Origin of the sequence: Acinetobacter calcoaceticus, assembly GCF_016508255.1 — a bacterium.
Lineage (GTDB): Bacteria > Pseudomonadota > Gammaproteobacteria > Pseudomonadales > Moraxellaceae > Acinetobacter > Acinetobacter calcoaceticus_E.
This window is the reverse complement of record NZ_JADVKT010000002.1, coordinates 540,391-566,382: the sequence shown is the minus strand read 5'-3', so window position 1 is coordinate 566,382 and position 25,992 is coordinate 540,391. Positions and strand designations below refer to the sequence as shown.

26 protein-coding genes are annotated in these 25,992 nt (G+C 37.7%); 12 read left to right on the top strand and 14 right to left on the bottom strand.

The window, feature by feature from the left end; genetic code table 11:
• Window positions 1–8 precede the first annotated feature (8 nt).
• From I5515_RS06620 to I5515_RS06570, 11 genes are all read right to left on the bottom strand, one after another.
• The gene (locus I5515_RS06620; RefSeq protein WP_199965330.1) at window positions 9–989 is read right to left on the bottom strand and encodes a DNA polymerase III subunit delta'; all 981 of its coding nucleotides are present in this window, start codon (window positions 987–989) and stop codon (window positions 9–11) included.
• Between the two features lie 12 nt (window positions 990–1,001).
• Window positions 1,002–1,763: a 3-deoxy-manno-octulosonate cytidylyltransferase gene (gene kdsB / locus I5515_RS06615; RefSeq protein WP_199965329.1), complete on the bottom strand. Its 762-nt coding sequence runs from the start codon at window positions 1,761–1,763 to the stop codon at window positions 1,002–1,004.
• Between the two features lie 9 nt (window positions 1,764–1,772).
• Complete coding sequence (lpxK, locus tag I5515_RS06610; RefSeq protein WP_199965328.1) at window positions 1,773–2,783, bottom strand: tetraacyldisaccharide 4'-kinase; 1,011 nt, start codon at window positions 2,781–2,783, stop codon at window positions 1,773–1,775.
• A 2-nt stretch (window positions 2,784–2,785) separates the two neighbouring features.
• Window positions 2,786–4,513, bottom strand: coding sequence for a lipid A export permease/ATP-binding protein MsbA (gene msbA, locus I5515_RS06605; protein ID WP_199965327.1), 1,728 nt, complete (start codon window positions 4,511–4,513; stop codon window positions 2,786–2,788).
• The gene (locus tag I5515_RS06600; protein WP_199965326.1) at window positions 4,510–4,938 is read right to left on the bottom strand and encodes an ExbD/TolR family protein; all 429 of its coding nucleotides are present in this window, start codon (window positions 4,936–4,938) and stop codon (window positions 4,510–4,512) included. Before I5515_RS06600 ends, msbA begins: the two co-directional genes overlap by 4 nt.
• Before the next feature lie 15 nt (window positions 4,939–4,953).
• A complete protein-coding gene (locus tag I5515_RS06595; protein ID WP_199965325.1) occupies window positions 4,954–5,589 on the bottom strand; it encodes a MotA/TolQ/ExbB proton channel family protein in 636 nt (211 codons plus the stop codon).
• A gap of 50 nt (window positions 5,590–5,639) precedes the next feature.
• Window positions 5,640–6,527 (bottom strand): ParB/RepB/Spo0J family partition protein, encoded by an 888-nt coding sequence (locus I5515_RS06590; protein ID WP_199965324.1) that lies wholly within the window; start codon window positions 6,525–6,527, stop codon window positions 5,640–5,642.
• Window positions 6,524–7,306, bottom strand: coding sequence for a ParA family protein (locus I5515_RS06585; RefSeq protein ID WP_003651453.1), 783 nt, complete (start codon window positions 7,304–7,306; stop codon window positions 6,524–6,526). The genes I5515_RS06590 and I5515_RS06585 overlap by 4 nt, the downstream gene beginning before the upstream one ends.
• A gap of 21 nt (window positions 7,307–7,327) precedes the next feature.
• Window positions 7,328–7,960, bottom strand: a complete 633-nt coding sequence (gene rsmG, locus I5515_RS06580) for a 16S rRNA (guanine(527)-N(7))-methyltransferase RsmG (RefSeq protein WP_199965323.1) — start codon at window positions 7,958–7,960, stop codon at window positions 7,328–7,330.
• 87 nt (window positions 7,961–8,047) lie between these two features.
• Window positions 8,048–8,737, bottom strand: coding sequence for an N-acetylmuramate alpha-1-phosphate uridylyltransferase MurU (gene murU, locus I5515_RS06575; RefSeq protein ID WP_199965322.1), 690 nt, complete (start codon window positions 8,735–8,737; stop codon window positions 8,048–8,050).
• The gene (locus tag I5515_RS06570; RefSeq protein ID WP_199965321.1) at window positions 8,737–9,750 is read right to left on the bottom strand and encodes an aminoglycoside phosphotransferase family protein; all 1,014 of its coding nucleotides are present in this window, start codon (window positions 9,748–9,750) and stop codon (window positions 8,737–8,739) included. Before I5515_RS06570 ends, murU begins: the two co-directional genes overlap by 1 nt.
• A 120-nt stretch (window positions 9,751–9,870) precedes the next feature.
• Between I5515_RS06570 and I5515_RS06565 the strand changes: the two genes are divergently transcribed.
• Complete coding sequence (locus I5515_RS06565) at window positions 9,871–12,309, top strand: LPS-assembly protein LptD (protein ID WP_199965320.1); 2,439 nt, start codon at window positions 9,871–9,873, stop codon at window positions 12,307–12,309.
• Window positions 12,309–13,619 (top strand): peptidylprolyl isomerase, encoded by a 1,311-nt coding sequence (locus I5515_RS06560; protein ID WP_199965319.1) that lies wholly within the window; start codon window positions 12,309–12,311, stop codon window positions 13,617–13,619. Before I5515_RS06565 ends, I5515_RS06560 begins: the two co-directional genes overlap by 1 nt.
• Window positions 13,620–13,738: 119 nt before the next feature.
• Here I5515_RS06560 and fba read toward each other — a convergent pair whose 3' ends face one another.
• The 3 genes from fba to I5515_RS06545 all read right to left on the bottom strand — a co-directional run bounded on the left by fba (window position 13,739) and on the right by I5515_RS06545 (window position 16,454).
• Window positions 13,739–14,776: a class II fructose-bisphosphate aldolase gene (gene fba, locus I5515_RS06555; protein WP_003651441.1), complete on the bottom strand. Its 1,038-nt coding sequence runs from the start codon at window positions 14,774–14,776 to the stop codon at window positions 13,739–13,741.
• Window positions 14,777–14,897: 121 nt separating this feature from the next.
• Window positions 14,898–15,143 (bottom strand): hypothetical protein, encoded by a 246-nt coding sequence (locus tag I5515_RS06550; RefSeq protein ID WP_199965318.1) that lies wholly within the window; start codon window positions 15,141–15,143, stop codon window positions 14,898–14,900.
• Window positions 15,144–15,266: 123 nt separating this feature from the next.
• Window positions 15,267–16,454 (bottom strand): phosphoglycerate kinase, encoded by a 1,188-nt coding sequence (locus I5515_RS06545; RefSeq protein ID WP_199965317.1) that lies wholly within the window; start codon window positions 16,452–16,454, stop codon window positions 15,267–15,269.
• A gap of 138 nt (window positions 16,455–16,592) precedes the next feature.
• Between I5515_RS06545 and I5515_RS06540 the strand changes: the two genes are divergently transcribed.
• The 10 genes from I5515_RS06540 to I5515_RS06495 all read left to right on the top strand — a co-directional run bounded on the left by I5515_RS06540 (window position 16,593) and on the right by I5515_RS06495 (window position 25,971).
• Complete coding sequence (locus tag I5515_RS06540; protein ID WP_003651438.1) at window positions 16,593–16,976, top strand: DUF2237 family protein; 384 nt, start codon at window positions 16,593–16,595, stop codon at window positions 16,974–16,976.
• Window positions 16,976–17,569: a Maf family protein gene (locus I5515_RS06535; RefSeq protein ID WP_199965316.1), complete on the top strand. Its 594-nt coding sequence runs from the start codon at window positions 16,976–16,978 to the stop codon at window positions 17,567–17,569. Before I5515_RS06540 ends, I5515_RS06535 begins: the two co-directional genes overlap by 1 nt.
• A gap of 30 nt (window positions 17,570–17,599) precedes the next feature.
• A complete protein-coding gene (locus I5515_RS06530; RefSeq protein ID WP_199965315.1) occupies window positions 17,600–18,763 on the top strand; it encodes a cupin domain-containing protein in 1,164 nt (387 codons plus the stop codon).
• A 365-nt stretch (window positions 18,764–19,128) separates the two neighbouring features.
• Window positions 19,129–19,692: a TetR/AcrR family transcriptional regulator gene (locus tag I5515_RS06525; RefSeq protein ID WP_199965314.1), complete on the top strand. Its 564-nt coding sequence runs from the start codon at window positions 19,129–19,131 to the stop codon at window positions 19,690–19,692.
• 466 nt (window positions 19,693–20,158) lie between these two features.
• Window positions 20,159–20,470, top strand: coding sequence for an ArsR/SmtB family transcription factor (locus tag I5515_RS06520; RefSeq protein WP_199965313.1), 312 nt, complete (start codon window positions 20,159–20,161; stop codon window positions 20,468–20,470).
• A gap of 411 nt (window positions 20,471–20,881) precedes the next feature.
• On the top strand, window positions 20,882–22,084 hold the full coding sequence (gene sstT, locus I5515_RS06515; protein WP_199965312.1) for a serine/threonine transporter SstT: 1,203 nt from the start codon (window positions 20,882–20,884) through the stop codon (window positions 22,082–22,084).
• A gap of 5 nt (window positions 22,085–22,089) precedes the next feature.
• On the top strand, window positions 22,090–22,770 hold the full coding sequence (locus I5515_RS06510; RefSeq protein ID WP_199965311.1) for a YoaK family protein: 681 nt from the start codon (window positions 22,090–22,092) through the stop codon (window positions 22,768–22,770).
• Window positions 22,771–22,773: 3 nt separating this feature from the next.
• Window positions 22,774–23,310, top strand: a complete 537-nt coding sequence (locus I5515_RS06505; RefSeq protein WP_199965310.1) for a DUF2058 domain-containing protein — start codon at window positions 22,774–22,776, stop codon at window positions 23,308–23,310.
• 373 nt (window positions 23,311–23,683) lie between these two features.
• Window positions 23,684–25,531 (top strand): ABC transporter ATP-binding protein, encoded by a 1,848-nt coding sequence (locus I5515_RS06500; protein ID WP_199965309.1) that lies wholly within the window; start codon window positions 23,684–23,686, stop codon window positions 25,529–25,531.
• Window positions 25,531–25,971 (top strand): MaoC family dehydratase, encoded by a 441-nt coding sequence (locus I5515_RS06495; protein WP_199965308.1) that lies wholly within the window; start codon window positions 25,531–25,533, stop codon window positions 25,969–25,971. Before I5515_RS06500 ends, I5515_RS06495 begins: the two co-directional genes overlap by 1 nt.
• Window positions 25,972–25,992 lie beyond the last annotated feature (21 nt).

Here is a 25,992-nt window from a genome sequence, read left to right as displayed (position 1 = left end):
TCTTCCCCTTAAATATTCATTAACTTTATAAATAACTGATCTGTAATTAATTGGTTTTGTACATTTTGCTCAACTAGCTTTTTTGCCTGTTGTAATTCGCTATAAATATTGAATAAGCTTTCCAAATCATAATACGGATTCAACTGATCAAAATCTAAATCAGTATTTTTCTGTGGTTGATTTAGCTTGACACAAATCAAGTCCCCCAACAAGTATTCAAAAAGTACGATAAAATCACTAAAACTTAATTCTTTTTGCCATTTTGCAGAAAAAAATAAAGGCATATTTTTTTGAGCAACAATTTTAAGCCAATCATTTAAGAAAATCTGTCGTTTAGCAAACCAATCACTTTTTGCAATTTCTATTGCCTGTAAAGGCATATCATTAGATAGCCCAAGTAACAAATCGAGTTGCACAGCTGCAAGCTCAGACAAATGTTCATTTAAATATGAAGTAGCCTGTTCATACGAAATACGATCTAAAGCAAAATGCTGCAACCTACTACGAATAGTAGCTGGTAATTTAAGGTAGTGATCAGCCAGTAAAATTAAAACAACACGTTCACCAGGTTCTTCTAAAGTTTTTAATAGCGCATTTGATGATGCCAAATTAAGAGCTTCCGCAGGCTCAATAACAATAACGCGCCAACCTTCTCCCGTTTGCTGCACAAAAGGCAGTAAATCTCGAATCTTTTCTATTTTTATTTTTGCATTCTGTTTTTTATTTTCTTCATCTGTTGTTATGTGGACATAATTTGGATGAGTGTCTGATTTTAGCCATTGGCAACTACTACACTCACCACAAGCACCCTTAGGCTGCTTATTTAGGCAAAGTACCCATGCCAAAAAATGCTTAGCAAAAGCATGTTTCCCACACCCTTGCTTGCCATAAAATAATAGGCCATGTCCAATATTGGGAAACCTTGTTGTTAAGGTATCCCATGTTGTTTGCTGCCAAGGATAAACCTTTGAAGTTACATTCGGATTCATTAAAATTAACGCTTATTCAAAAGATTCAACAGGCATTTTATTTAAGCGATCAAGATCAGCTTGGGTATCGACACCAGGAGGTAAATTTGCTTGAGCGACAGCAATCGCAATTCGATGTCCATTTTCTAAAACGCGCAATTGTTCAAGACTTTCTAACTTTTCAAGATTACCCATATCCCACGTCACATATTCTTGCAACAAGTTCACTCGATAAGCATATAAACCTAAATGACGAAAAGCTTGTGTATGTAAAGTCGGTTCAGCTTGTTTAGCTCCATCCCTGTCATAAGGAATGGTTGCCCTGCTAAAATATAGCGCTTCATTTTGTTTAGACATGACTACTTTTACAATACTATCACGCTGAAACTCATCTAAGGTATGAATAGGTTCACACAATGTGGACATCGAGCAATTTGGTTTACCAACCAAAAGTTTTGCAACTTGTTGAACAAGTTGGGCTGGCAGTAAAGGTTCATCCCCTTGAACATTTACAATGATATCATCTGCAGCCCAACCCTTAACACGAGCAACTTCACTTAAACGGTCAGTTCCTGATGGATGATCAGGACTCGTAAGAACAACATCCACACCATCTGCACGACAAATCTCAGCGATACGCTCATCATCTGTTGCCACACAGAGATCATCAAAACCCTCGACTTTTTTTGCTTGGTCCACGACACGTAAAATCATAGGACGGTCATGAATAAGTAACAATGGTTTACCAGGCAACCGCGAGCTTGAGAAGCGTGCTGGAATGACGATGTGTTTCATTTTTTCTTCCTAAGATAATTGAATATCAAGTTCTTTCAATTGCTGTTTTAAAACCTGATAACACTCTACAGACAGGATAGCTTTAACAGGAACCACCCAAATAGATTGTTTAAATTCCGAATGTTTTTCAAGCAAAGGTAATAATTTAACTGCATCTTTTTCAGTTGTAATAAGTGGCAGGTCATCATTAAAAATTAAATCATTGATTGTGTAATCATGATGGTCACGAAAAGCATGTTCTTGAAATTGTTTCAAGCCTAAATCTTTAAGTGTCTGATAAAAACGCTGTGGAAAGCCAATACCCACTACAGCATGATAATTACTTTGAGGATTGAAATCGTATTCGGTCATTGAGGAAGGATTCAGTAAATATGGCTGCCCTGTCTCGAGATGCATATTTAATTCTGTAGCAGGTTTATACGCATGTTCAATTACTGTGTCATTTTCCAAACGCTCAGCAGGTTCACGCAAATAGCCTTCTGGTAATAACTTACCATTTCCAAGTCCACGATTTTGATCAAGCACGATCCATTCTATTTGACGACCTAATGCCCAATGCTGTAAACCATCATCACTGATAATTAAATCTAATTTGTTAGATGCTAGTAATAACTCAATCGCCGCTTGTCTATTTGGCCCTACTGCCATAGGCACACCTGTCGATTGAACAATTAATGCAGGTTCATCACCAACCTGAGTCGTTTGAGCACCCGAAGTAACTAACATTGGGAAAGGACCAGTACCACCATATCCCCGACTAATTACCCCTACTTTCACATTATGCTGTTGTAGGTAATTCACCAGTTGTATTAATAATGGAGTTTTTCCACTTCCACCCACCGTAATATTACCTATAACCATGACAGGTACAGGTGCTTTATAAACTTTCTTTAAACCTGCGGTATAGAAATTACGATTTAATAGAAACCCAGCACGATACAAACAAGATAGTGGACGTAAAGCAATCAACCAACTCGATTGCTTATTCCATGCATTCTGGATCAGCTGGGCCAATGACATGCTTAGGTATCCTCAAAATTACGTTGATGCAATTGATAATAAGCACCATGTTTTTCGAGAAGTTCTAGATGAGTACCTTGCTCAACAATTTGCCCTTGATCCATCACTACAATACGATCAGCATTCTCAATTGTTGACAAACGGTGTGCAATAACGATCGTTGTACGGTCTTGCATCGCTTCATCAAATGCTTGCTGAATAAAGTGCTCAGATTCATTATCGAGAGCACTTGTAGCTTCATCTAAAATTAGAATTGGAGCATTCTTTAAAATTGCTCGAGCGATTGCAATTCGCTGACGCTGTCCACCTGATAGGTTTAGACCTTGTGCACCTAAAACAGTGTTATAACCGTTTGGTAAATTCATAATGAAGTCATGTGCGTATGCTGCTTTTGCCGCCGCATAGATTTCTTCATCTGATGCACCTTCCAACTGACCATATGCGATATTTTCACGAACAGTACGGTTAAACAATATAACCTGTTGATTTACCATTGCAATTTGTGTACGAAGACAAGAAAGCTCAATATCATTAATTGGCAAATCATCTAAATAAATTTGTCCACTCGATACTTCTTGAAAACGTACCAACATATTGACTAAAGAGGTTTTACCAGCCCCTGAACGACCAACCAGTGCCACAGTTTGACCTGGACGAATATCTAAAGAGAAATCTTTAATGGCCTGAGTACCATCGGCATAGTTAAGCACAACATGGTCAAAACGAATTGCACCATGAAGTTGAGGTTTAAGCTGCCCGCTATTTTCCTCTTCTGGTAAATCTAATAATTCAAAAACTGAATGTGCTGCTGCTAAACCGCGTTGCAACTTCTCATTAATATCCGTCAAGTTTTTAACAGGCTTGGAAAGTAAACCTGCTGCCGTAATATAGGCAACGAACTCACCAGCACTTGTATTCCCTAAAATTTGTGGTCGTAAAGCTAACCATACAATTAAAGCCATTGCACAAGCCATTACGACTTGAACAACAGGGCTATTTAGGTTTTGCACAATGACCATTTTTAAACCACGTTTTAAGTTCTCTTCCGATGACTTATAAAAACGTTCTTGCTCTGATTCTCCACCAGCAAAACTTTTAACAACTGCACTACCGCCAATACTTTCTTGTACTACATGGTTAACATCACCCATAGTATCTTGAACTTGTAGCGAAAGTTTACGCATTCTTTTCGATGCTTTACGCACCAAAATGCCAATAATTGGTAAGAACACCATAATACAGATGGTTAAACGCCAATTTGTATAGAACAAATAACCTAACAATCCCAACGTAATCATGCCATCTCGAATAATCGTTTTTAATGACTCAGATGAAGCAGCTGTGAGTTGTTCAACGTTATACATAATTTTGGCTGTAATATGACCCGAAGAATTATCGAGATAATATTGAGCAGGTAGTCTTAAAAGTTTTGCATATACTTCTTGGCGAATACTAAAAACCAAACTACGAGAGATTACAGCAGTATAGTAGCCGCCCATGAATAGGCCCAGGCCACGAAAAAAAACTAATAAAATGATTAGTAAAGGGAACCAATCCAGATCCGCTCTACTCGAGTTTTGAATGGCATCAATAATAAATTTAATGAGCTTAGCAACAGAAACTTCTGTTGCTGAGTTCACACCGAATCCGATAAGAACTAATAAGCCCACGCCCCAATAAGGTTTTAAATAGGATATAAGACGTAAATAAACCTTAAAATCTTGATTCACTCAGAAAAACCTCTAGAAGGAACTTTGGTACTAATATTGATGTTAACAAAACCGAGTTGTCCTGCTACATCCATAACACGGATAACATCCTGATGAGACGCTTTAGCATCAGCAGCGATGATAAACATAAAATCTCGCCGCTCTTGAGCAGTTTGCTTAATGGCAGTGCTCAAATCAGCCATATCTTGAGAAGACAGTGCCTGACCATTCACAGCGTAATGACCGCTTGAGTCTACCACGACTTCAATTTTATGATCGTACTGTTTTGGTGGGACGCCTTGTGCATCTGGTAATGTTAAATTGATGCGACTTGGCTGATTAAAAGTGGTAGATAACAATAAAAACACTAGAATGAACAACAAACAGTCAATCATAGGCGTTAGATTGATATGAATGTCTTCAACTTGAGAACGTTTAAACTTCATATTGGCATCTACCTATCAACCAACACGGCGGTGTTCAGCTACAGAAGAAGAGCGCTTATAGAACAATGAAGCATGAAATAAAGTCGACTGCTGCTCTAACTCGGCAATATAATCTTGCACTACTCTTTGAAAATAGCGATAGGCAATTAAAGCAGGAATTGCGATTAACATTCCAACAGCTGTGGTAATTAATGCTTTAGAGATACCTGGAATCATTAAACTTGGACTACCAGCTGATCCAAAATCAATAACAAGAAATGACTCAATAATTCCCACCACAGTACCAAGCAACCCTAGTAGTGGTGCTACCGCACTTATAGTTCCCAAAAAATTAATATTTTTTTCCAGATAAGAAATTTCTTGAGAAGCTGCCACTTCCATTTGCGCACGAGCAAATTGCTCACCATGCTCGCGATGCTCAAAACCTGCTTTTAAAATATGTCCCAATGCACTACTTTGCACTTCTACATTTTGTTCTAAACTTTCTACGATATCTTCAACTCTTAAAGAGTGCTTACCGATTAATGCTTCGGGTAGAACTTGTGAACGTCTTAACCGAATAAAACGCTCAATACTGATCGCCACAGTTAAAATCGAGCATAGAATTAAAGGCAGCATTAACCAGCCACCCGCTCTCACAAGTTCCCACATATGTTCTTCCCCAAGAATATAAAATTAGAAATACATGACCCAACTGCAAATTATTCTGGCAAACAAATATTTAAAATGCCATCTAACTCATCTAAGGTATGATAATGAATAACAAGTTTACCCTTACCTTTTTGGTTATGATCAATTTTCACATTAGCACCAAAACGCTCTGATAGTTTTTGTGTCAATTGCTCAATATCTGGTGCTACAGGCGCTTTTTCCTTCTCCTGTTTAGGCTCACTTCTATCACGCACCAATTGCTCTGTCTGACGGACAGATAATCCTTTTTCAATTACAATTTTAGCAACTTCTAATTGATCTTTCCCTTTCAGTGTCAAAATTGCTCTAGCATGGCCCATATCAAGCTGACCTTGCTGCATGAAATCTTTAATATCATCAGCTAAACTCAATAACCGCAATAAATTACTTACAGTAGTACGTGCTTTACCTACCGTGTCGGCAATTTCCTGATGACTTAAACCAAATTCATCATGAAAACGCTGTAGCGCTATTGCCTGATCAATTGGATTTAAATCTTGACGCTGAATGTTTTCAATTAACGCTAATGCAATTGCAACCTGATCATTTAAATCACGCACAATTGCTGGAATTTCAGTTAAGCCTGCAAGTTGTGCTGCACGCCAACGACGTTCACCCGCAATGATTTCATATGGATGGGCTTCATCATCGACTGGACGGATTACAATAGGCTGCATCACCCCATGTTTTTCAATAGAAGATGCCAACTCTTGTAAATCATGCTCATGAATAAAACGACGTGGTTGATATTCACCACGTTTCAGTAAATTCACATCAATTTGCTTTAACTGTCCGTGGTCTAATGCCTGTGCTTCCAGTTGTAGTTTTTCTTTTTGAATTGAACCAAGTAATGCATCTAAACCACGTCCTTTAGCCAATCCGCGTTTTTTGATGCTCATACTTTACTTCCTTTCTTCACTTTACTTCTCTTTAACATCTCAGCTGCAAGATTTAAGTATGCAACCGCACCTTTAGAACTTTTTTCGAAATAGATAACAGGTAACCCGTGTGCTGGCGCTTCTGCTAAGCGAACATTACGTGGAACAACAGTATCATAAAGTTTTTTGCCGAAATACTGCTCTAGCTCTGCAGACACATCACGTGTTAAAGCATTTCGTGCATCGTACATTGTACGTAATACACCAATAATTTCTAAATCAGGATTAAGTGCTTTTTGAATACGATCAATAGTCTGAGTTAAATCAGCTAACCCCTCTAGTGCATAATATTCGCATTGCATTGGAATAATTACACTATCTACGGCAGCCAAAGCATTTACAGTAATCAAACTCAAGCTTGGAGCACAATCCACAATGATATAGTCAAATGAGTTTCTGATTTCATTCAAAGCATTCTTTAAAATGAATTCACGGCCTTCTTGTTCCGCAATTGCCAGCTCAACACCTGAAAGCTCACGATTAGAGCCTAGAACTTTATATCCAACTTCCGCTTTTTGAATCGCTGTTTCAATTGGCACTTCACCAAGTAGAACATCTGTAATTGAATACAAAAGATCATTCTTTTGAATACCAGACCCCATCGTAGCATTACCTTGTGAGTCCATATCTACAAGTAATACACGTTTCTTTAATACAGCTAGAGACGCTGCAAGATTTACTGCAGTCGTTGTTTTACCAACACCACCCTTTTGGTTTGCAATCGCAATAATTTGAGCCATGGTAACCCTAATACTTTTTATTTAAATACGTTGAAGTAAAAGTAAATGACGTTGTTCATCAAGTCTTGGTACGTGCAGTTCAATCACTTTACATGAAAAGTCCTGCTTAAGCTGCTCAATCTCCTCAACTGGCACTATACCTTTCATCGCTGCGATTATACTGCTCTGATGAAGGTATGGCTGAGCTGCATCTACAAAGTCCGTTAAAGAAGCAAAAGCTCGACTTGTTATGACATCAAACTGGCCAAGCTCATCAATTGTATCTTGATTCTCAACACGTGTTTGTACTGCCACAACGTTGCTCAATTTAAGATCAGCAATAAATTGCTTCAAAAAACGAATTTTTTTACCATTAGAATCTAAAAGAACACATTGGCGTTGAGGCTGACAAAGCGCAATAATCATGCCAGGCATACCACCACCTGTACCCACATCAAGTAGTCTACCTTCAGGTAAATCATTTAAAATACTTAGACTATCCAACAAATGCTTCACTAACATTTCTTTCGGATCACGAATTGCTGTCAGATTATAAGCTTTATTCCAAAGTACCAAAGCATCTTGATACTTTAACAATAATGCCAAAGCTTCATCGCTAAGCGATAAACCTAATTTTTGACTACCCTGTTGTAACTCTTGAAAAAACGGATGCATAAACAGATAACATCTAAGTAAAATTTAAAACAAAGTATACCCATTTATGCATCGTGGAACACTAGTTAACGATTAGGGATTACGCAGTTAATCGTAGAAGCCTTCACGAATTTGCAAATCTAGCTCCATTAAACGCTCAGGCGTTCCCACATCGACCCATGCACCGTTAAGCTTTTCACCAGATATTTTTTGATTGTGCATCGCTTGCTTCAACAGTGGAGCTAAAGGACGTTTACCAGGTTCCAATCCATCAAAAAGCTTTGGATGGATAACAGATACACCACTAAAAGTGAGGTTCTCACCCGTCATATCTTGATCGAATGTAAAAGCGCGTCCATTCAATAGTGTAAAGTCGCCTTCAAGATGCTGTTTGGGATTATCAACCAACACAAGATGTGCTAAATCATCATTTAGCTTAATATGGCGTAGAGCTTCAAAATCCATTGTGGTCCATACATCTCCATTCACTAGAATAAACGGATCTGTCCCAAGCAGTGGCAAAGCATTAATAATTCCACCAGCTGTTTCTAAACCTTCATCCTCTCGTGTCCAACGGATGTCCACACCAAATTGAGAGCCATCGCCTAAGCTGCTGATGAGTTTATCGGCCAACCATGCAGAATTGATGACGATTTCAGTCACACCAATTTTTTTAAGTTTTTCAATATGCCACACAATAAGCGGCTTACCGCCCACCTCAAGCAGAGGCTTAGGTGTATATAGCGTAAGTGGACGCATCCGATTACCCAAGCCAGCAGCAAGAATCATTGCCTTCATTATGCTGCCACCTCGTAACTACCATATTTCTCGATAAATTTAGGCATAACTATGTCATTTATGAATAACACAAACTCATCAAGTTCAGCGTAACCACGGCTTTCTTCAAGCAAATACCACATGACACGTGGTAAATCTTTTAAGTAACCTGACTTACCATCACGTTCAAACAGACGCACAAAAATACCAAGAATTTTAATATGGCGCTGAATGGCCATTAAGTCTGCATCACGCTTGAACTGTTCAAAAGTACGGTTCTGTTTGGCAGACTCAGGTAATAAATCATAAAAAACTCTAAACCATTGATACACCCGCTCTGCATTCCACTGAACATAAGCATCGCGAGTAATCGAAATTAGGTCATAAGTATCTGCACCAATGACGGCATCCTGAAAATCAATTACCCCAAGCTCTTGTTCATTTTCAATCTTCATCAAATTACGACTGTGAAAATCACGATGTACAATCACTTGCGGCTGAGCCAGTGCAGTTTTTGCCAACATATCGAAAGCATCATCAATCACCTGTTGCTGTTCCGCATTGGGAGTAATCTGCAAAGATGGCAGCATCCAGTCAGTCAACAGTTTCATTTCAGTTAACAATTTCTCATAGGAATATGTAGGAAACTGTTCCTGACCACTCACAGACTGTAAATGAATCAACTGTTTAAAGCTTTGTTCATAATATTTATCGACTGTTTCATCATTTAATAATGTCGACAACAGTACATCACCAAAATCTTCCAATAACAGAAAACCTTGAGCTAAATCTTTCGCGACGATCTGAGGTACGCGTACACCATGGCCTGCAAAAAATTCGTCAATGGTCACAAACGGAACACAGTCTTCTTTTTCTGGAGGGGCATCCATGAGCATATACGTTTTATTTTGTAACCGGATACGCGCATAACGGCGGAAGCTTGCATCACCTGCTAAAAAAGCGATCTTAAATTGATCATTTTCAAGAACAGATGTAAGCCATGTATATATCAATTGTTCACGTTGTGTATTCATTTGCAATAAAATCTAAAACAAGCTGAGATTTTTGAAGGGTTAAGTGTAGCCACTTATAAACTTTTTCTCTATGATGCGACAATAATTAATTGTGAATTAGCATACTTGGTTAATGAGACAATGAAGCATCAGTTTAAATTTAATCCCTTAGCGACAGCTATTTTTACGCTCTTATGTGGCTCCATACAATCAAGTTATGCTGAGTCAGCTGATGTTGTCTCCAATATAGACAATAATCAACTTAAAGCGAGCATCAAAGAAGCCTACCCAGGTCAAGAATTCTTTCAACAGTATTATGTTGATAAATCTGCACCTGAGGCACAGCTTCGTAACAATAAATATTTAAGCTCGGCATTTTGCCAGGGTACATGGGTTACACCGATTAACCCTGAGACCAAATTACTAGATGCCGACAAAACGAGTTCTGTCGTTACGGCTAATTATGGACATTACAACCCTGCCGGTGACTCTGTTTTAGAAGGCGATGTCATTATTGATCAGGAAGGACGCACGGTTCGTGCTGACAAGGTTACGATTGATAAAACTCAAACCTTTGCACATGCACAAGGCCGAGTGCAACTAGCTCAAGGCGGGTTACTTTCACAGAGTGACGAAATTAATTACAATCTAAAAAACCAGACGGGTGATTTAGACAATAGTTTTTATATTTCTGAACAGCAACATGCCCATGGTCATGCAGGAAAAATCGAGAGGACATCGCCAAATGTTATGGTTCTTAACGATGCCACCTATACGACTTGCCCACCGGGTCAAAAACCGAGCTGGAAAATTCAAGCAAATAAAATTGAATTAAATCAAGAAACTGGACGTGGCGTAACTCACGGAACAAAACTATATGTTAAAGATGTTCCAGTTTTAGCAATTCCTTACTTTAACTTTCCGATTGATGATCGCCGAACTACAGGTATTCTTACCCCTCAGTTTGGATTCTCAAACGATGGCGGTGTTGAACTTTCAGTACCTGTTTATTTAAACCTTGCACCTAACTATGATGCAACGATTACCCCACGTTATTTAGCTGACCGTGGTGCAATGTTACAAGGTTCGTTCCGATATTTAACTGATGGCTTCGGTTCAGGTCAAATATGGGGTGGCTTACTTCCGTCTGATAAAAAATATGACGACAAAGATCGTAAAAATTTCAATTTCCTTCATAACTGGGATATTAACGATCAGTGGTCTACTAACCTTGAATATCGCTATGCTTCGGATAAAGATTATTTTGCCGATTTAGATAACAGTCCCAACTCTAAAACAGACCTAAACTTACGTAGAGCCTGGGAACTTAACTATCAACATGGAATTCCAGGCCTAAAAGCTCAGCTTAAAGTTGAGGATTTCCAGACACTAGATCCTCTCATTTCGGATGCAAATAAACCTTATGCCCGTTTGCCACAATTCTTATTAAATTATGTCACTGGCAACCCATTAGGTTTACAATACGAATTTAATAACGATACGGCATATTTCAAAAAGTCAATTAATGATGGCTCCGCTCAAGAAAGTAGTGGTACTCGTATTTATAACCAGTTCGCAACGCGTTATAACTACCGTACACCAGCGGCCTTTATTATTCCTGAAGTGTCTGTACGTTCTATTCAAACATTCTATGACAAAGATAGTATCGCCTCACAAGGTCTAGATGCTAGCTCGGAATCTAAATCAGTAGTTGCACCTCAGTTTACTTTGGACAGTGGGCTGACTTTTGAACGAGAAGGTAAATATCTTCAGACAATTACCCCTCGTGCATTTTATGCTTACGCTCCTTACAAAAATCAGAACGGTTATCCAAACTTCGACTCAACTTCAGCGTCGGTTAATTACGATCAATTATTTAACCCATACCGCTTCTATGGTCATGACCGCATTGAAGACAACAATTTCTTATCACTTGGTGTAAGTTATAGCCTTTTTGATACAGTAGGCTTAGAACGTTTACGTGCAAGCATAGGTCAAAGTTATTACTTTGAAGATCGCCGTGTTACTTTAAATGAGCAAGATGAGATTGATACCGAACGCAACACTGGTCCGGTTGTAAGTTTAACAAGCCAACTAAACCAAAACTTCACTATCGCAGCCAACTCAGCGTGGATGTCTAATGGTGATAACGCACAACGTGATTTCCAAGTTTATTATACTGGAGATAAAGGGAATCTATATAACTTAGGTTACTTCTACCGTAAAGATATTCCAGGCCGCCAAGATACGTACGATCAAGTTGTTGCATCGTTTATACAACCAATTAAAGACAATTGGCGTATCATGGGTCACGTACAATATGACATGGACAATGATGTTGCCCGCGAAATTTTACTCGGTGTTAATTACGAATCATGCTGTTGGGGTATCTCAGTTTATGGCCGCTCGTACTATAACGATCTAGATGATCCAAAATCTCCAGGCGTTAGTGAAAAACGTGCGATTATGGCCGAAATTACACTGAAAGGTTTAGGTGGTTTAAACAATAAACTCGCATCTCTACTTGAAAATCGCGTTTTAGGTTTTAACAAAATTAATCAATCTTGGACACAACGTTAATGAAGACAAAGCATCTTAAACAGTTTTTTAAAGCAACTACTCTTGCTGCCCTAATCTCTTCATCAATGCATAGTTTTGCCCAACCCGCTGATGAAGTTGTGGCAATTGTGGACAATAGCGTAATTTTAAAAAGCGACCTTCAACAAGGGATGGCTGAAGCTGCTCACGAACTACAAGCACAAAAAAAAGAGGTTCCACCTCAGCAATATTTACAGTTTCAAGTCTTAGACCAATTAATTTTGCGTCAGGCACAACTTGAACAAGTTAAAAAATATGGTATCAAACCTGATGAAAAAAGCTTAAATGAAGCCGTATTAAAAGTAGCAAATCAATCTGGGGCTAAAAATTTAGAAGCCTTCCAGCAAAAGTTAGATGCTATGGCACCTGGGACTTATGAGAGTTTACGTAGTCGAATTTCTGAAGATTTAGCGATTAGTCGTTTGCGCCAACAACAAGTCATGTCTCGTATTAAAATTAGTGATCAGGATGTTGATAACTTCTTAAAATCACCTCAGGGACAAGCTGCTTTAGGCAACCAAGCACATGTAATTCATATACGTATTGCTGGTGATAATCCTAAGGAAGTTCAATCTGTGGCTCAAGAAGTGCGTTCAAAGCTTGCGCAGAGTAATGATATAAACGCGTTGAAAAAACTTTCAACTGCAAATGTAAAAGTTGATGGTGCTGACATGGGATTCCGCCCACTTTCAGATATTCCTGCCGAACTTGCAGCACGTATTACTCCACTACAAGAAGGTCAAACAACTGACTTAATTTCAGTACGTGATGGTATACATGTTTTAAAGCTTATTGAACGTAAACAAAATGAGCAAAAAGCTTTAGTACCTCAATTTCAAACTCGCCATATTCTTATTCAACCTTCTGAAGTAGTTAGCCTTGAAAATGCTAAACAGATTATTGACAGCATCTATAAACGCTTAAAAGCTGGCGATGATTTTGCAACCCTTGCAGCTACCTATTCAAATGATACGGGTTCAGCGCGTGATGGCGGTAGTTTAGGTTGGGTAACACCAGGCATGATGGTGCCTGAATTTGACAAAAAAATGCAGGAAATTCCTGTAGGTGAAATCAGCGAACCTTTCCAAACTCAATTCGGTTGGCATATCTTACAAGTAACTGAAAAACGTGAAAAAGATATGACTCATGAATATCAAGAGCGCATGGCACGTCAGATTTTAGGTGAACGCCAATTTAATACCGAAGTCGATAGTTGGTTACGTGAAATACGTGCAAATGCGTATGTAGAAATCAAAGATCCAAGTCTAGACAAAAAGAACTTACAAAAGTAAGCTCTTTTATCGTCATCAAAACCTGTGTTTATCACAGGTTTTTTTATGAATGAAATTTACCTAATAAAAAAACCGGTTATATAACTAACCGGTTTCTATAAATTAAACCCTGACGGGAATTATTTATAACGATCAACCATTTTCTCTAAAGAAATTGGGCGGATCTTATCAGCATTTCCAGCTGTACCAAATGCTTCATAACGATCGATACAAATTTGCTTCATTGTATCAACTGTTTTAGCAAAATATTTGCGTGGATCAAACTCAGATGGGTTTTCAGCCATAAATTGACGAATCGCACCAGTTGACGCTAAACGTAAATCAGTATCAATATTGATTTTGCGTACGCCGTGTTTGATTGCTTCTACAAGCTGCTCAACAGGTACACCATAAGTTTCGCCGATATTACCACCGAACTCATTGATTACCTTTAACCATTCTTGTGGAACAGAACTCGAACCATGCATTACAAGGTGAGTATTTGGTAATGCTGCATGAATTTCTTTAATGCGGTCAATTGCCAAAATATCGCCTGTAGGTGGACGCGTAAATTTATATGCGCCGTGTGAAGTACCCACTGCAATTGCTAGTGCATCAACATTTGTATCGGCAACGAACTGAGTCGCTTCTTCAACAGAAGTCAAAAGTTGTGAGTGGTCAAGCACACCTTCTGCACCAACACCATCTTCTTCACCAGCCATACCAGTTTCAAGGCTACCTAAACAGCCAATTTCACCTTCGACAGAAACACCACATGCATGTGCTAAAGCAACAACATTACGAGTCACATCAACATTGTATTCGTAAGATGTTGGTGTTTTACCATCTACTCCTAATGAACCGTCCATCATTACTGAGCTAAAGCCAAGCTGAATTGAACGCTGACAGATATCAGGGCTTGTACCATGGTCTTGGTGCATTACCACTGGAATATGCGGCCATTCTTCAATTGCAGCCAAAATAAGATGGCGTAAGAATGGAGCGCCTGCATATTTGCGAGCTCCAGCTGATGCTTGAACAATTACAGGTGAATTGGTTGCATCTGCGGCAAGCATGATTGCACGCATTTGTTCTAAATTATTTACGTTAAATGCTGGTACGCCGTAGTTATGTTCAGCAGCGTGATCCAAGAGCTGGCGCATTGAAATGAGTGCCATAATATCCTCCCAGGTAGTGCGTCTTATTCTACCCTTTCATTTATTTCAATTCAGCAACAAATCACAGTATTTCAAAAAAAATCCCTGCATATGCAGGGATTTTTTAACAAAAAACAACAAATTAATGTGTTTCTGAAGCAGCAACCTCACTTGGTGCACTACCTTCAACCACATCTGTATTCTTTTCATCTAAAACTGGCTTATCAATCGCATCAATTGTTGCTTGTTGCTCAGGTGTTACTTTCTCAGCAACAGAAGTAGAAGCTGCCGATTCTTGTCCAGCTTGAGATGACTCATCTTTCTTAGCACAAGCAGTTAACATCATCGGTACAATTAAAAGAGCAGCAAATGTAAGCTTTAAATTCATCACTATTGTCCACAGTTGGTGATTTAATTTTTGCTATTTTATTTCAGATATATGACAGTTTAATGACTTATCAATGAAAAAGGGATTGGCAACCCAATCCCTTCTTATTTTTAGATAACAGTATTAAGCACGCTCAAGTAAAACAGCAACCGCAGGTAAAGTCTTCCCTTCAACAAACTCAAGGAATGCACCGCCACCTGTAGAAATATACCCAATTTGATCAGCAACGTTATATTTATCAATCGCAGCTAATGTATCTCCGCCACCCGCAATCGAGAAACCAGCAGATTGTGCAACAGCAAGAGAAAGCGCTTTAGTACCTTCACCAAACTGATCAACTTCAAATACACCTACTGGACCATTCCAAAGAATCGTTTTTGATGTTTTTAAAATATTTGAAAATGCTTTAGCTGTTTCCGGACCAACATCTAAAATCATATCAGTCGCAGTAACATCTTCTACTTTCTTCACAACAGCTTCTGTTGCCGCTAGAGAACCTAAGAAATCTTCAAAATTAATTTGCGATGCATCGGCAACCACCACGTCTGTAGGAAGTGGAACACTTACTTTCGCAGCAATTTGTTTTGCAGTTTCAACCAAGTCAGCTTCGTATAATGATTTACCAACATTAAAACCAGCCGCAGCCAAGAATGTATTTGCAATACCACCACCAACAATAAGTTGATCACAAATAGTAGAAAGAGAGTTTAGAACATCAAGTTTAGTTGAAACTTTAGAACCTGCAACAATTGCAACCATTGGCTTTTCAGGAGTTTGCATTGCGCGGCCTAGTGCATCTAACTCAGCTGCCAACAAAGGTCCTGCTGCTGCTACAGGAGCCAAACGAGCTACACCTTCAGTAGATGCTTCTGCACGGTGAGCAGTACCAAATGCATCCATAACAAATACATCGCATAATGCAGCATATTTTTGAGCTAGTTCAGGATTATTTTTCTTTTCACCATGATTAAAGCGTACATTCTCAAGCAATACGACTTGACCAGCTTGAACTTCTACGCCATCTAGGTAATCTGTTAACAGTTTAACTTCTTGGCCCAATACTTCTGTTAAATAAGCAGCGACTGGCGCAAGTGATTGTTCTGGCTTTGGTTCACCTTCAACAGGACGACCAAGATGTGAAAACACCATCACAGCTGCACCTTTTTCTAAAGCAGCTTTGATAGTTGGTAATGCCGCGCGCAAGCGAGCATCGCTAGTAATCACACCATTTTTGACAGGAACGTTTAAATCTTCACGAATAAGGACACGTTTACCTGTTAAGTTAAGGTCAGTCATACGCTGAAAATTCATGTAAAGCTCTCTTTATGATTTTAAAAACGCGCTAATTTTAAATGATTACATCAAAAAAGGTTAGTTTTTTTGCATAAAAGCTGTAGAAAGCCCCAGTTTTGATTATGATAGAGATAGTCATTTGATATTTCATCCATTATGTCTATTCATCCAGATCCACAAATCAATCGTTTAAATGTTTTAGGGGAACCTTTAGCAAGTTGCTGTTTTGACCCTATTACCGGCTATTTTAGAAATGGCTTCTGCCACACAGCAGTAACAGACCTTGGTCAACATACCGTATGTGCGCAAATGACCTCTGATTTCTTAAATTTTTCACAAAAAATTGGTAATGATCTTATTACCCCTTTACCAGAAGTAGATTTCCCTGGCCTAAAACCCGGTGATTTCTGGTGTATCTGTGTTACTCGTTGGGTAGAAGCTTATCAAGCGGGTCAAGCCCCTCCCATCAAAATACATGCATGTCATCAAGCTGTATTAAGCTATGTACCTTTAGATGTTTTAATGGAATTTGCAGTGTAATGGTGCAGCCACAAATTATTTTGGCATCAAGCAGTCAAACGCGTAAAGCCTTAATGGATCGCTTAGCGATTAACTATATCTGTGTTAGTCCAGATATTGACGAGAGTCCTCGCGATGAGCTCCATGCTGACGAACTTGCGAAAAGGCTGGCTTTTACAAAAGCCCAAGTGATTGCTACACAGAACCCAACTGCAATTGTTATTGGTTCAGATCAAGTTGCGTGGCGAGAACATGCCCCTGACGACTTCATTGGCAAACCCATGACCATTGAAAATGCCAAAGCACAATTAGCAGCAAATTCAGGTCGAACTGTCTTTTTTAGTACTGCACTTAGTGTGCAATGGCTTGAGAAAAATTTTGAGCAAACGCTTGTTGAACATTATCAAGTTAAATTCCGAACCTTGAATCAAGCCGAAATTGAAAGATATATTGCATTAGACCAACCACTCCATTGTGCTGGTAGCTTTAAGTGTGAAAGTTTAGGAATTAGTTTGTTCGAAAAAATGATAGGCCAAGATCAAACGACTCTTATGGGCCTACCGATGATTCAACTTTGCCAGATATTAAGGCAGCTAGATCTCCAAATTCCTTAATTTTAGATATTTTATAAACAGGTTATTTTCATGACAGAACCTTTAGCAGTATTAGGCGGTATTACTGCCGAACAATTTTTAGCAGAATATTGGCAGAAAAAACCTTTACTTGTGCGCAATGGACTTCCCGAGATTGTAGGTCTTTTAGAACCCCAAGATGTGCAAGAACTTGCTTTAGAAGAACATGCGAGCGCCCGACTCATTCGCCAAAAAGATAGAAATCCAAATGAGTGGCACGTTAAATCCTCCCCTCTAACCAAAGGTGACTTTCAAAAGCTACCAAAACTATGGACGCTTTTAGTACAAGCTGTAGATCACTACTCTTTTGATCTTTCTGAACTTTGGAAAAAATTTCCTTTTATTCCTCAATGGCGTCGTGACGACATTATGGTCTCCTACGCCCCTAAAGGCGGCTCAGTAGGAAAACATTTTGATTTTTATGATGTGTTTTTAGTTCAGGGGCACGGACATCGTCGCTGGCAATTAGGACAAATGTGTGATGTAAACACTGCATTTGTACCTAATCAACCATTAAAACTTTTACCAGAAATAGATGTGCAATTTGATGAAGTCTTAGCGCCTGGCGATTTGCTCTATGTCCCACCCGGAATGGCGCATTATGGTGTTGCCGAAGATGATTGCCTAACATTCTCATTTGGCTTTCGCATGCCAAACGTTGCTGGGATGATGGAACGTATTAGTGATCAATTTTCAGCTAATACTATATTGCAAAATCCTGTTACAGACATCGCACGCAAACAGATGAGTCAAATTGGTGAAATTAACGTAACTGAACTGAACCACTTAAAAGGCTTAGTTTTAGCTCAATTACAAGATTCATCGGCACTTGATGCCGCTATCATGTCGTATATGAGTGAAGCTAAATATCCAGATAATATTCCAGAAGCTGATGAAATCGAAGCTGATGACTTGAAAGAAATTTTACACGAAGGATATGAAGTTCTTTTGGAACCAGCCTCTCGCCTACTTTATACAGAACAAAACGGAGCCCTAAACTTTTGGGGAAATGGTGAAGCCTTATTTATAGCTGAGTCCTTTGAGCAAAAATTAAAAGCGATTGCAAATGGAGATAGCCTCCCATTCGATAACCAATTTAATGATGATGAAATACTAGAAAACGTTGCTCACTTGTTAAATGAATCTATTCTGATGCTTTTACCTCCTGCAGAGTAACCGTTTTAATAAAAGTAGACTTTTTATGAAAGTGAAAAAGTCTACTTTTAGATTAGTAACTGAACTCAAAATACGTTCGATTATTATTCATTAGATTTATCTACAAGATCTTAAATAATGAGTGACTAAGATTATTAAACCTAAAGAAATCTTGAAATGAGAATTAAAAATAAAACAGCCTACTTATAAAAAATGAGATACCTCTTACTTACTTTTTCCTTAAAATTTAAACGATATCGTTTAAAAAAATAATATCTTTTTTCTATCAATAACAAACAATACCTTGTAAAATTAAAGGTCCAGATTCTCATTAATACAGATCACATTTCAAGCGAATAGCAATTCATTTGTGAGAGGCTACAAACATGTCAAAGAAAGATGACATTATTAACACCGCATTAAGACTTTTTAACTCGTATAGCTATAATTCTATAGGTGTAGATCGCATCATTAATGAATCTGGCGTTGCAAAAATGACTTTTTATAAGCATTTTCCATCAAAAGAAAAATTAATTGAAGAATGCCTACTTCTACGGAATACGCTTTTACAAAACTCTCTTACCTCTGCCTTATCAAAACATGATGAGTTAGACCCTCTTGCGAGAATTAAAGCTGTATTTTTATGGTATTCCGACTGGTTTAATAGTGAAGACTTTAATGGCTGTATGTTTCAGAAAGCTTTGGAAGAAGTTTTAAAACAGTACCCATCAACTCATCAACCTGCGACTTTGTATAAAGCTTGGTTGACTCAACTCATGCAAAATCTTCTTAACCAATATGATGTAAAAGAACCTGGTCCTTTATCTTTGTTACTGGTTAATATATTAGAAGGTATGACTATTCAAGCTCAGGTCGAACATGGTTCAATAAAAATTTATGATTATTGGAGTCGAGTTGAAAAATTAATCGACTTTGAAAGAGCTGCTTAAAAATAAAGCGTGATATTCTTCTTCTTATATTAATATTCTTCTTCTCTATCACGCTGCGTCTGAAAGTCATTTTGGTTCAAAATTAGACGTTTTTTTCGACTTCACTAAACCAAAATATACAGACCTGTCTGTACAAAACAGATTATATATTTAAAAAATAAAAACTCAATCATTTTTTATGTTTCATTCAAAGATAAATTAGATTTAACTATTTATCGGAGTGAAATAGCGGTTATTTCATGTTGGCATCCATTCACTTATACTTAACAATTAAACTTATAACACAATGCAACACTTTAAACACAAAAGAGATACAAACAACTGTTTTTAATTAAAAATACTACTTATTTATCAGTTCCCCTTATATTGCTTTTCAACAAAAACAATTGGATTGATTAGTTTTGCTACATTCATTTCCGCAAGATCAATCTATACTATGCCCGCTATATTGATATAGGTATAAAGTATGAAAGATGGACTCCAAATTGAAGAAATGAAAAATGCGGCTGATTCAGTCGTTGGAATTCTCAAATCTTTGGCTAATACAGATCGTTTATTAATTTTATGTCACTTAGCTTATGAGGAGCTAAATGTCTCACAAATTGAAGAGAAGACTCAAATTACACAGCCCACTCTTTCTCAACAGCTTATGATGTTACGTAAAAGTGATGTTGTATCAACTCGTCGCGATGGTAAGCAAATTTTCTATTCTATTAAGGATGACAATATGCATTCAATTTTAAATACACTTCACCAACTGTACTGTGTAAATAAATAATATCTTTAAATTATAAATTTATAATAATATTCGTAGTTTCCTGAAATATGCGATTTTTCAGCTTGAAAGCTTAGAGTCTAATCCAAGCACAAAGTTTTGAAAATTCGCGTAGCTTTTCCAAAGTCTCATTTATCCCCTTTACTGTTGCAACAATTCATTTCTCTTTAACTCATACGGTACTTTCACAGCTTTTTGAAATAATCCGTTTTATTAACGAACATTTAACAAGCAAATCCACCAATAGAAAAAGTTAAATTTAAACAATAAATACAATTAAAACAATATTTTAATATTACCAATCATTATAAAAAACTCTAGTTGGCATAAAAAAGCTTAAGATTCACATAACTTAAGTATAAAATACTCCGCTTGTTCAACCTTTAGCCATGAATAGGTTAATAAGGTCTTTATATGCTTGAATTTCTTTCTCGATTAAGCTTGGTAGCCAAGATTATTTTCGCCATTATTTTAGGTATTGGCGTTGCATTATTATTCCCAGACGTTACGCCATATTTAAGTTTGTTTGGTGAGCTTTTTATTAAAGCATTAAAATCTGTTGCCCCTATTTTAGTTTTTGTATTGGTGCTTTCATCTATCGCCAACTTTCAAGTGGGTCATAGTGCAAATCTACGTCCAATCATGATTTTATATATAGTAGGCATGTTGCTTGCTGCTTTCACAGCTGTGATTGTTAGTCTTTCTTTTCCTAGTAATTTGTTCCTTAACACCGTTTCACACAATGATTTGCAAGCACCAGGCAGTTTAGCTGATATTTTAAAAAATCTGCTTTTAAGCTTTATTGCCAACCCTGTTCAGGCAATGAGTGAAGCAAACTTTATCGGTATCCTAGCTTGGGCAATTGGCTTAGGTTTAGCTATGCGCCATAGCTCAGACACCACAAAAGAAGTAATGCAGGATATTGCACATGCTGTCAGTGCTATTATTCATAAAGTAATTGCTTTTGCACCTGTCGGCATTTTCGGTTTGGTTGCAGTAACTTTTGCAGACGCTGGCCTCGCAACACTTGAAAGTTATGCGCAATTATTAATAGTACTATTAGGTACGATGTTCTTTGTTGCTTTAGTCATCAATCCAATTCTTGTTGCACTTACTATACGTGGAAATCCATACCCTCTCGTGTTGAAGTGTCTTAAAGAAAGTGGGATTACTGCTTTCTTCACACGAAGTTCAGCAGCCAATATTCCAGTTAACCTAGATTTGGCAGAGCGCTTAGGTGTTAATCCATCTACGGCAAGTGTTTCTATTCCCTTGGGTGCAACAGTAAATATGGCGGGTGCAGCAGTGACAATTACTGTACTCACACTAGCAACTGTGCATACGCTTGGAATTCATGTTGATTTCGCAACAATGCTTATTTTGTCAGTTGTTGCTACAGTTTCAGCATGCGGTGCTTCTGGTGTCGCTGGTGGTTCTTTACTTCTCATTCCAGTAGCTTGTAGTTTATTTGGTATTTCAACTGAAATTGCTATGCAAGTTGTGGCTATTGGTATGATTATTAGTGTATTACAAGACTCTACAGAAACAGCGCTTAACTCATCTACGGATGTTTTATTTACCGCAGCTGTAGATATTCGTTCTAAACAAGCTTCTTAAACAAAATGCCATTTCAACGTCTACCAAACTGGTTCCAACTCGGAGCCTTTTTGCTGGCATTCAATGCCGGAATGATTAATGTATTAGGGCTAATTACCCTTTTGCATCAATCTATTTCACATATGACTGGCAACGTTAGTATGTTAGCTATGAGTTTGGTGGAGTGGCAACCAGAACATATCATCTTTTTATTTCTGGTAATTATTTGTTATGTTTGTGGTTCATTTTATAGTGGCTTTATTTTAGGCAGTAGCCATTTTCGACTAGGTCGTCGCTATGGTTTACCTTTGAGTCTTGTTGCCTTATTCATTTTTCTTTGCTGGTTATTACTTCCTTATTTTCCACGCTATGGATTATTATGGGCTTGTACAGCGATGGGACTACAAAATGCAATGGTGAGCCATTATAAAGGAACTATTATTCGAACTACCCATCTATCTGGCGTTTTGACAGATATTGGTTTAGCACTTGGATATAAAGCCCGAGGCTTACCAGTAGAAAACCGACGTATTGTTTTACATTTACTTATTTTTACTGGTTTTCTTCTTGGTGGAATTCTCGCAGCGCTGGTACATCCGCATTTAAAGTTACAAGCATTTTTATTGCCGGCAACTCTAAGCTTAGTCTTAAGTATTTCTTACTGGGTAGTTTACCTGTACAGCCCATCAACTTCACATAAGGATTAAGTCATGGTTAAAAATGCCTTACAAGCACAGTTACTAAAAGCTGGGTTAGTAGACAATAAAAAAGCAAAAAAACTAACAAAACAAGCTCATCATGAACAACGTATCGGTCAAAGCGATGAGCCTGAAATCAAAGCAAATATTGAAAAAGCTCAACAAGAAAAGTTAGCTAAAGATCAGGCCTTAAACTTAGAAAAACAGCAACAACTTGAGGAGAAAGCCCTCAAAGCATCAATCATTCAAATGATTAAACATCATAAGATTTCAAATACTGATGGTGATAGTGTTTATCAATTTATTGATGAGGGTAAGATCAAAAAAGTATATATTTCTCAGCAAATATATAATGCCCTTGTTGCAGGCAGTTTGCTGATTGCTAAAGATCAAAATCAATATGCTTACTTACCCAAAGCATTAGCTGAAAAAATTGATCAGAAGATGAAAGGTTTTATTTTATTGAACAATGCTGAATCCAATGAACAAACCACAAATGAAGAAGATCCTTATGCAGCCTATGTTATTCCTGATGATTTAATGTGGTAACACATACAAAGGCCTTTATGATGCACATATAAAGTAAAGGCCTTTTTCCAATTGGTTTAAAAAGTATTAATTCAACAAATGTTCAAAATATTAAGAAAAAATACTTAAAGAATAAATTCCTTCACCACTTTATCTATTAATCCCGATATAATAAATCATAATTTTTTAAGTCCTCGCGACAGTCTTGAAGATTTCTTCAGGCATCCAAATTTTACGTCATCTACTAATGAATGACGTACAACGTAATCAGTTCATGTGTATTTGCACATATTCAAAAGATCGAAAACCTAAGTAATATTGATCTAACTGACTTTTCTGTAAATTTAACTGCAAAGACTTAATTAAGTGGCTTTTGTCTCAAAGGTAGTAATTCATGCTGAAGTGGTTTGAAAAACTTGTAGATCCCTACCCAACAAAAGGTCTGGATGAACCTTTACCAACTCGTTTTTTTCCATTTGTCTGGCAAGCGACGGAAGGCTTACGCCCATACTTATTCTTACTTATTTTGTTTACAGCAGGTGCTGCAAGCTTTGAAGCCTTACTTTTTTCAAAGATTGGACAACTCGTAGATTGGTTAAGTAAAAGTCACCCTGAAAGTTTTTTAAGTCAACACACGACTGATTTACTGATTTTAATTGGTGTTTTATTTGCTAATATCTTTTTCGTAAACTTTCAATCTATTATTAAACATCAGATTTTATATAGTACTTTTCCAATGCGTTTGCGTTGGCGTTTTCATAATCTGTTATTAAAACAAAGCTTAGATTTTTTCCACAATGACTTTGCTGGCAGACTTTCTGCAAAAGTGATGCAAACTGCTCTAGCAATCCGTGAATTCTGGATTATTTTGGGCGACATGTTGGCTTACGTCGCTATTTACTTTATTACCGTTAGCATTGTTCTTGGGGCGATTTCACCAATTTTGCTCATACCACTTTTAGTTTGGTTAGCTTTATTTCTATTAAGTGCATGGTTCTTTATTCCCCGTTTAAGTAAAGTTTCGCAACAACAAGCTGATGCCAGAGCGGTTATGACTGGCCGCATTACTGATGCCTATACCAACATTCAAACTGTTAAATTGTTTGCTCATGCAGGACGTGAGAGCCAATATGCAAAAGCATCAATGAAAGAGTTTATGACGACAGTCTATGCTCAGATGCGTTTAGGCACTCTTTTTGAAATAAGTATCAACATGCTATCAGCCGTTTTATTTATTGGCGTTATTGGTACCTCAGTTTGGCTATGGACTCAAGGTTTAGCAGCATTAGGGGTAATTGCAGCGACTACTGCCATGATTTTAAAGCTTAATAGTATGGCTGAATTTATGATGTGGCATATGTCCGCGTTATTTGAAAATGTTGGAACCATTCAAGATGGTATGCAAACATTAGGTAAAAAAATCAATATTCAAGACAAAGCAGATGCAAAAACACTTAAAGTAACCAAAGGCGAAATTGTATTTAAAGACGTAAGCTTTGCTTATAATAATAAAAATGTCATTGATCACTTCAACTTACATATTAAAGCAGGTGAAAAGATAGGAATTGTCGGACGCTCTGGAGCAGGAAAGTCTACGCTTATTCAGTTACTTTTACATTTTTATCATCTTAAAGACGGTGAAATTTTAATTGATGGCCAAAATATTGAAAATGTGACTCAAGATAGTCTAAGAGCGAATATTGCCTTAGTAACCCAAGATACGTCTTTATTACATCGCTCAGTGGCTGAAAATATTAAATATGGCCGCCCAGATGCATCTGATGCTGAAATGGAGAACGCTGTAAATAAAGCCAAAGCGGCCGAATTTATACCTCAACTGGTTGATTTAAAAGGTCGTAATGGATATCACGCCCAAGTAGGTGAACGTGGTGTAAAACTTTCTGGCGGTCAAAGACAACGTATTGCTATTGCACGCGTATTCTTAAAAGATGCGCCTATTCTCATTTTAGATGAAGCGACCAGTGCATTAGATTCAGAAGTTGAAGCAGCTATTCAATCAAGTTTAAATGACCTTATGGTTGATAAAACGGTTATTGCAATTGCACACCGATTATCTACTATTGCACAGATGGACCGTTTAATTGTTCTAGATGAAGGTCAAATTGCTGAGCAAGGAACACATGAAGAATTAATTGCTCAAAATGGAATATATGCACAATTATGGAAACGCCAAACAGGCGGCTTCCTGTTTGAACAAAAAGTTTTACAGGGTCAAGATTAATGCTTTATTTAGAAGATTTGAAAATTGGTGATCGTTTCATTAGCCGTGAATATGAAATCACCTTAGATGAAATCAAAAAATTTGCAAATTTCTATGATCCTCAACCATTTCATACAGATGAAGAGCAAGCTAAGCATGACCCTATTTTTCAAGGGATTGCAGCCAGTGGTTGGCACACCTCAGCCATCACTATGCGCTTATGGACAGAATGCATACCTATTCATGGTGGTTTGATCGGCTCTGAGTCTAGTTTGAGGTGGCCACGTCCTACCCGACCGGGTGACAGAATTCATGTTGAAGCTGAAATTTCAGCGATCACCCCGTCCAAAACAAAATTAGATCGTGGTATTGTAAGTTACGTTACGCAAGCCTTAAATCAACATGGGGATGTTTTACTTATTTCAACAACAAAAATTGTTGTCTTTAAAAAAAATGTTTAAAAATGGTTAATATGATTGTCT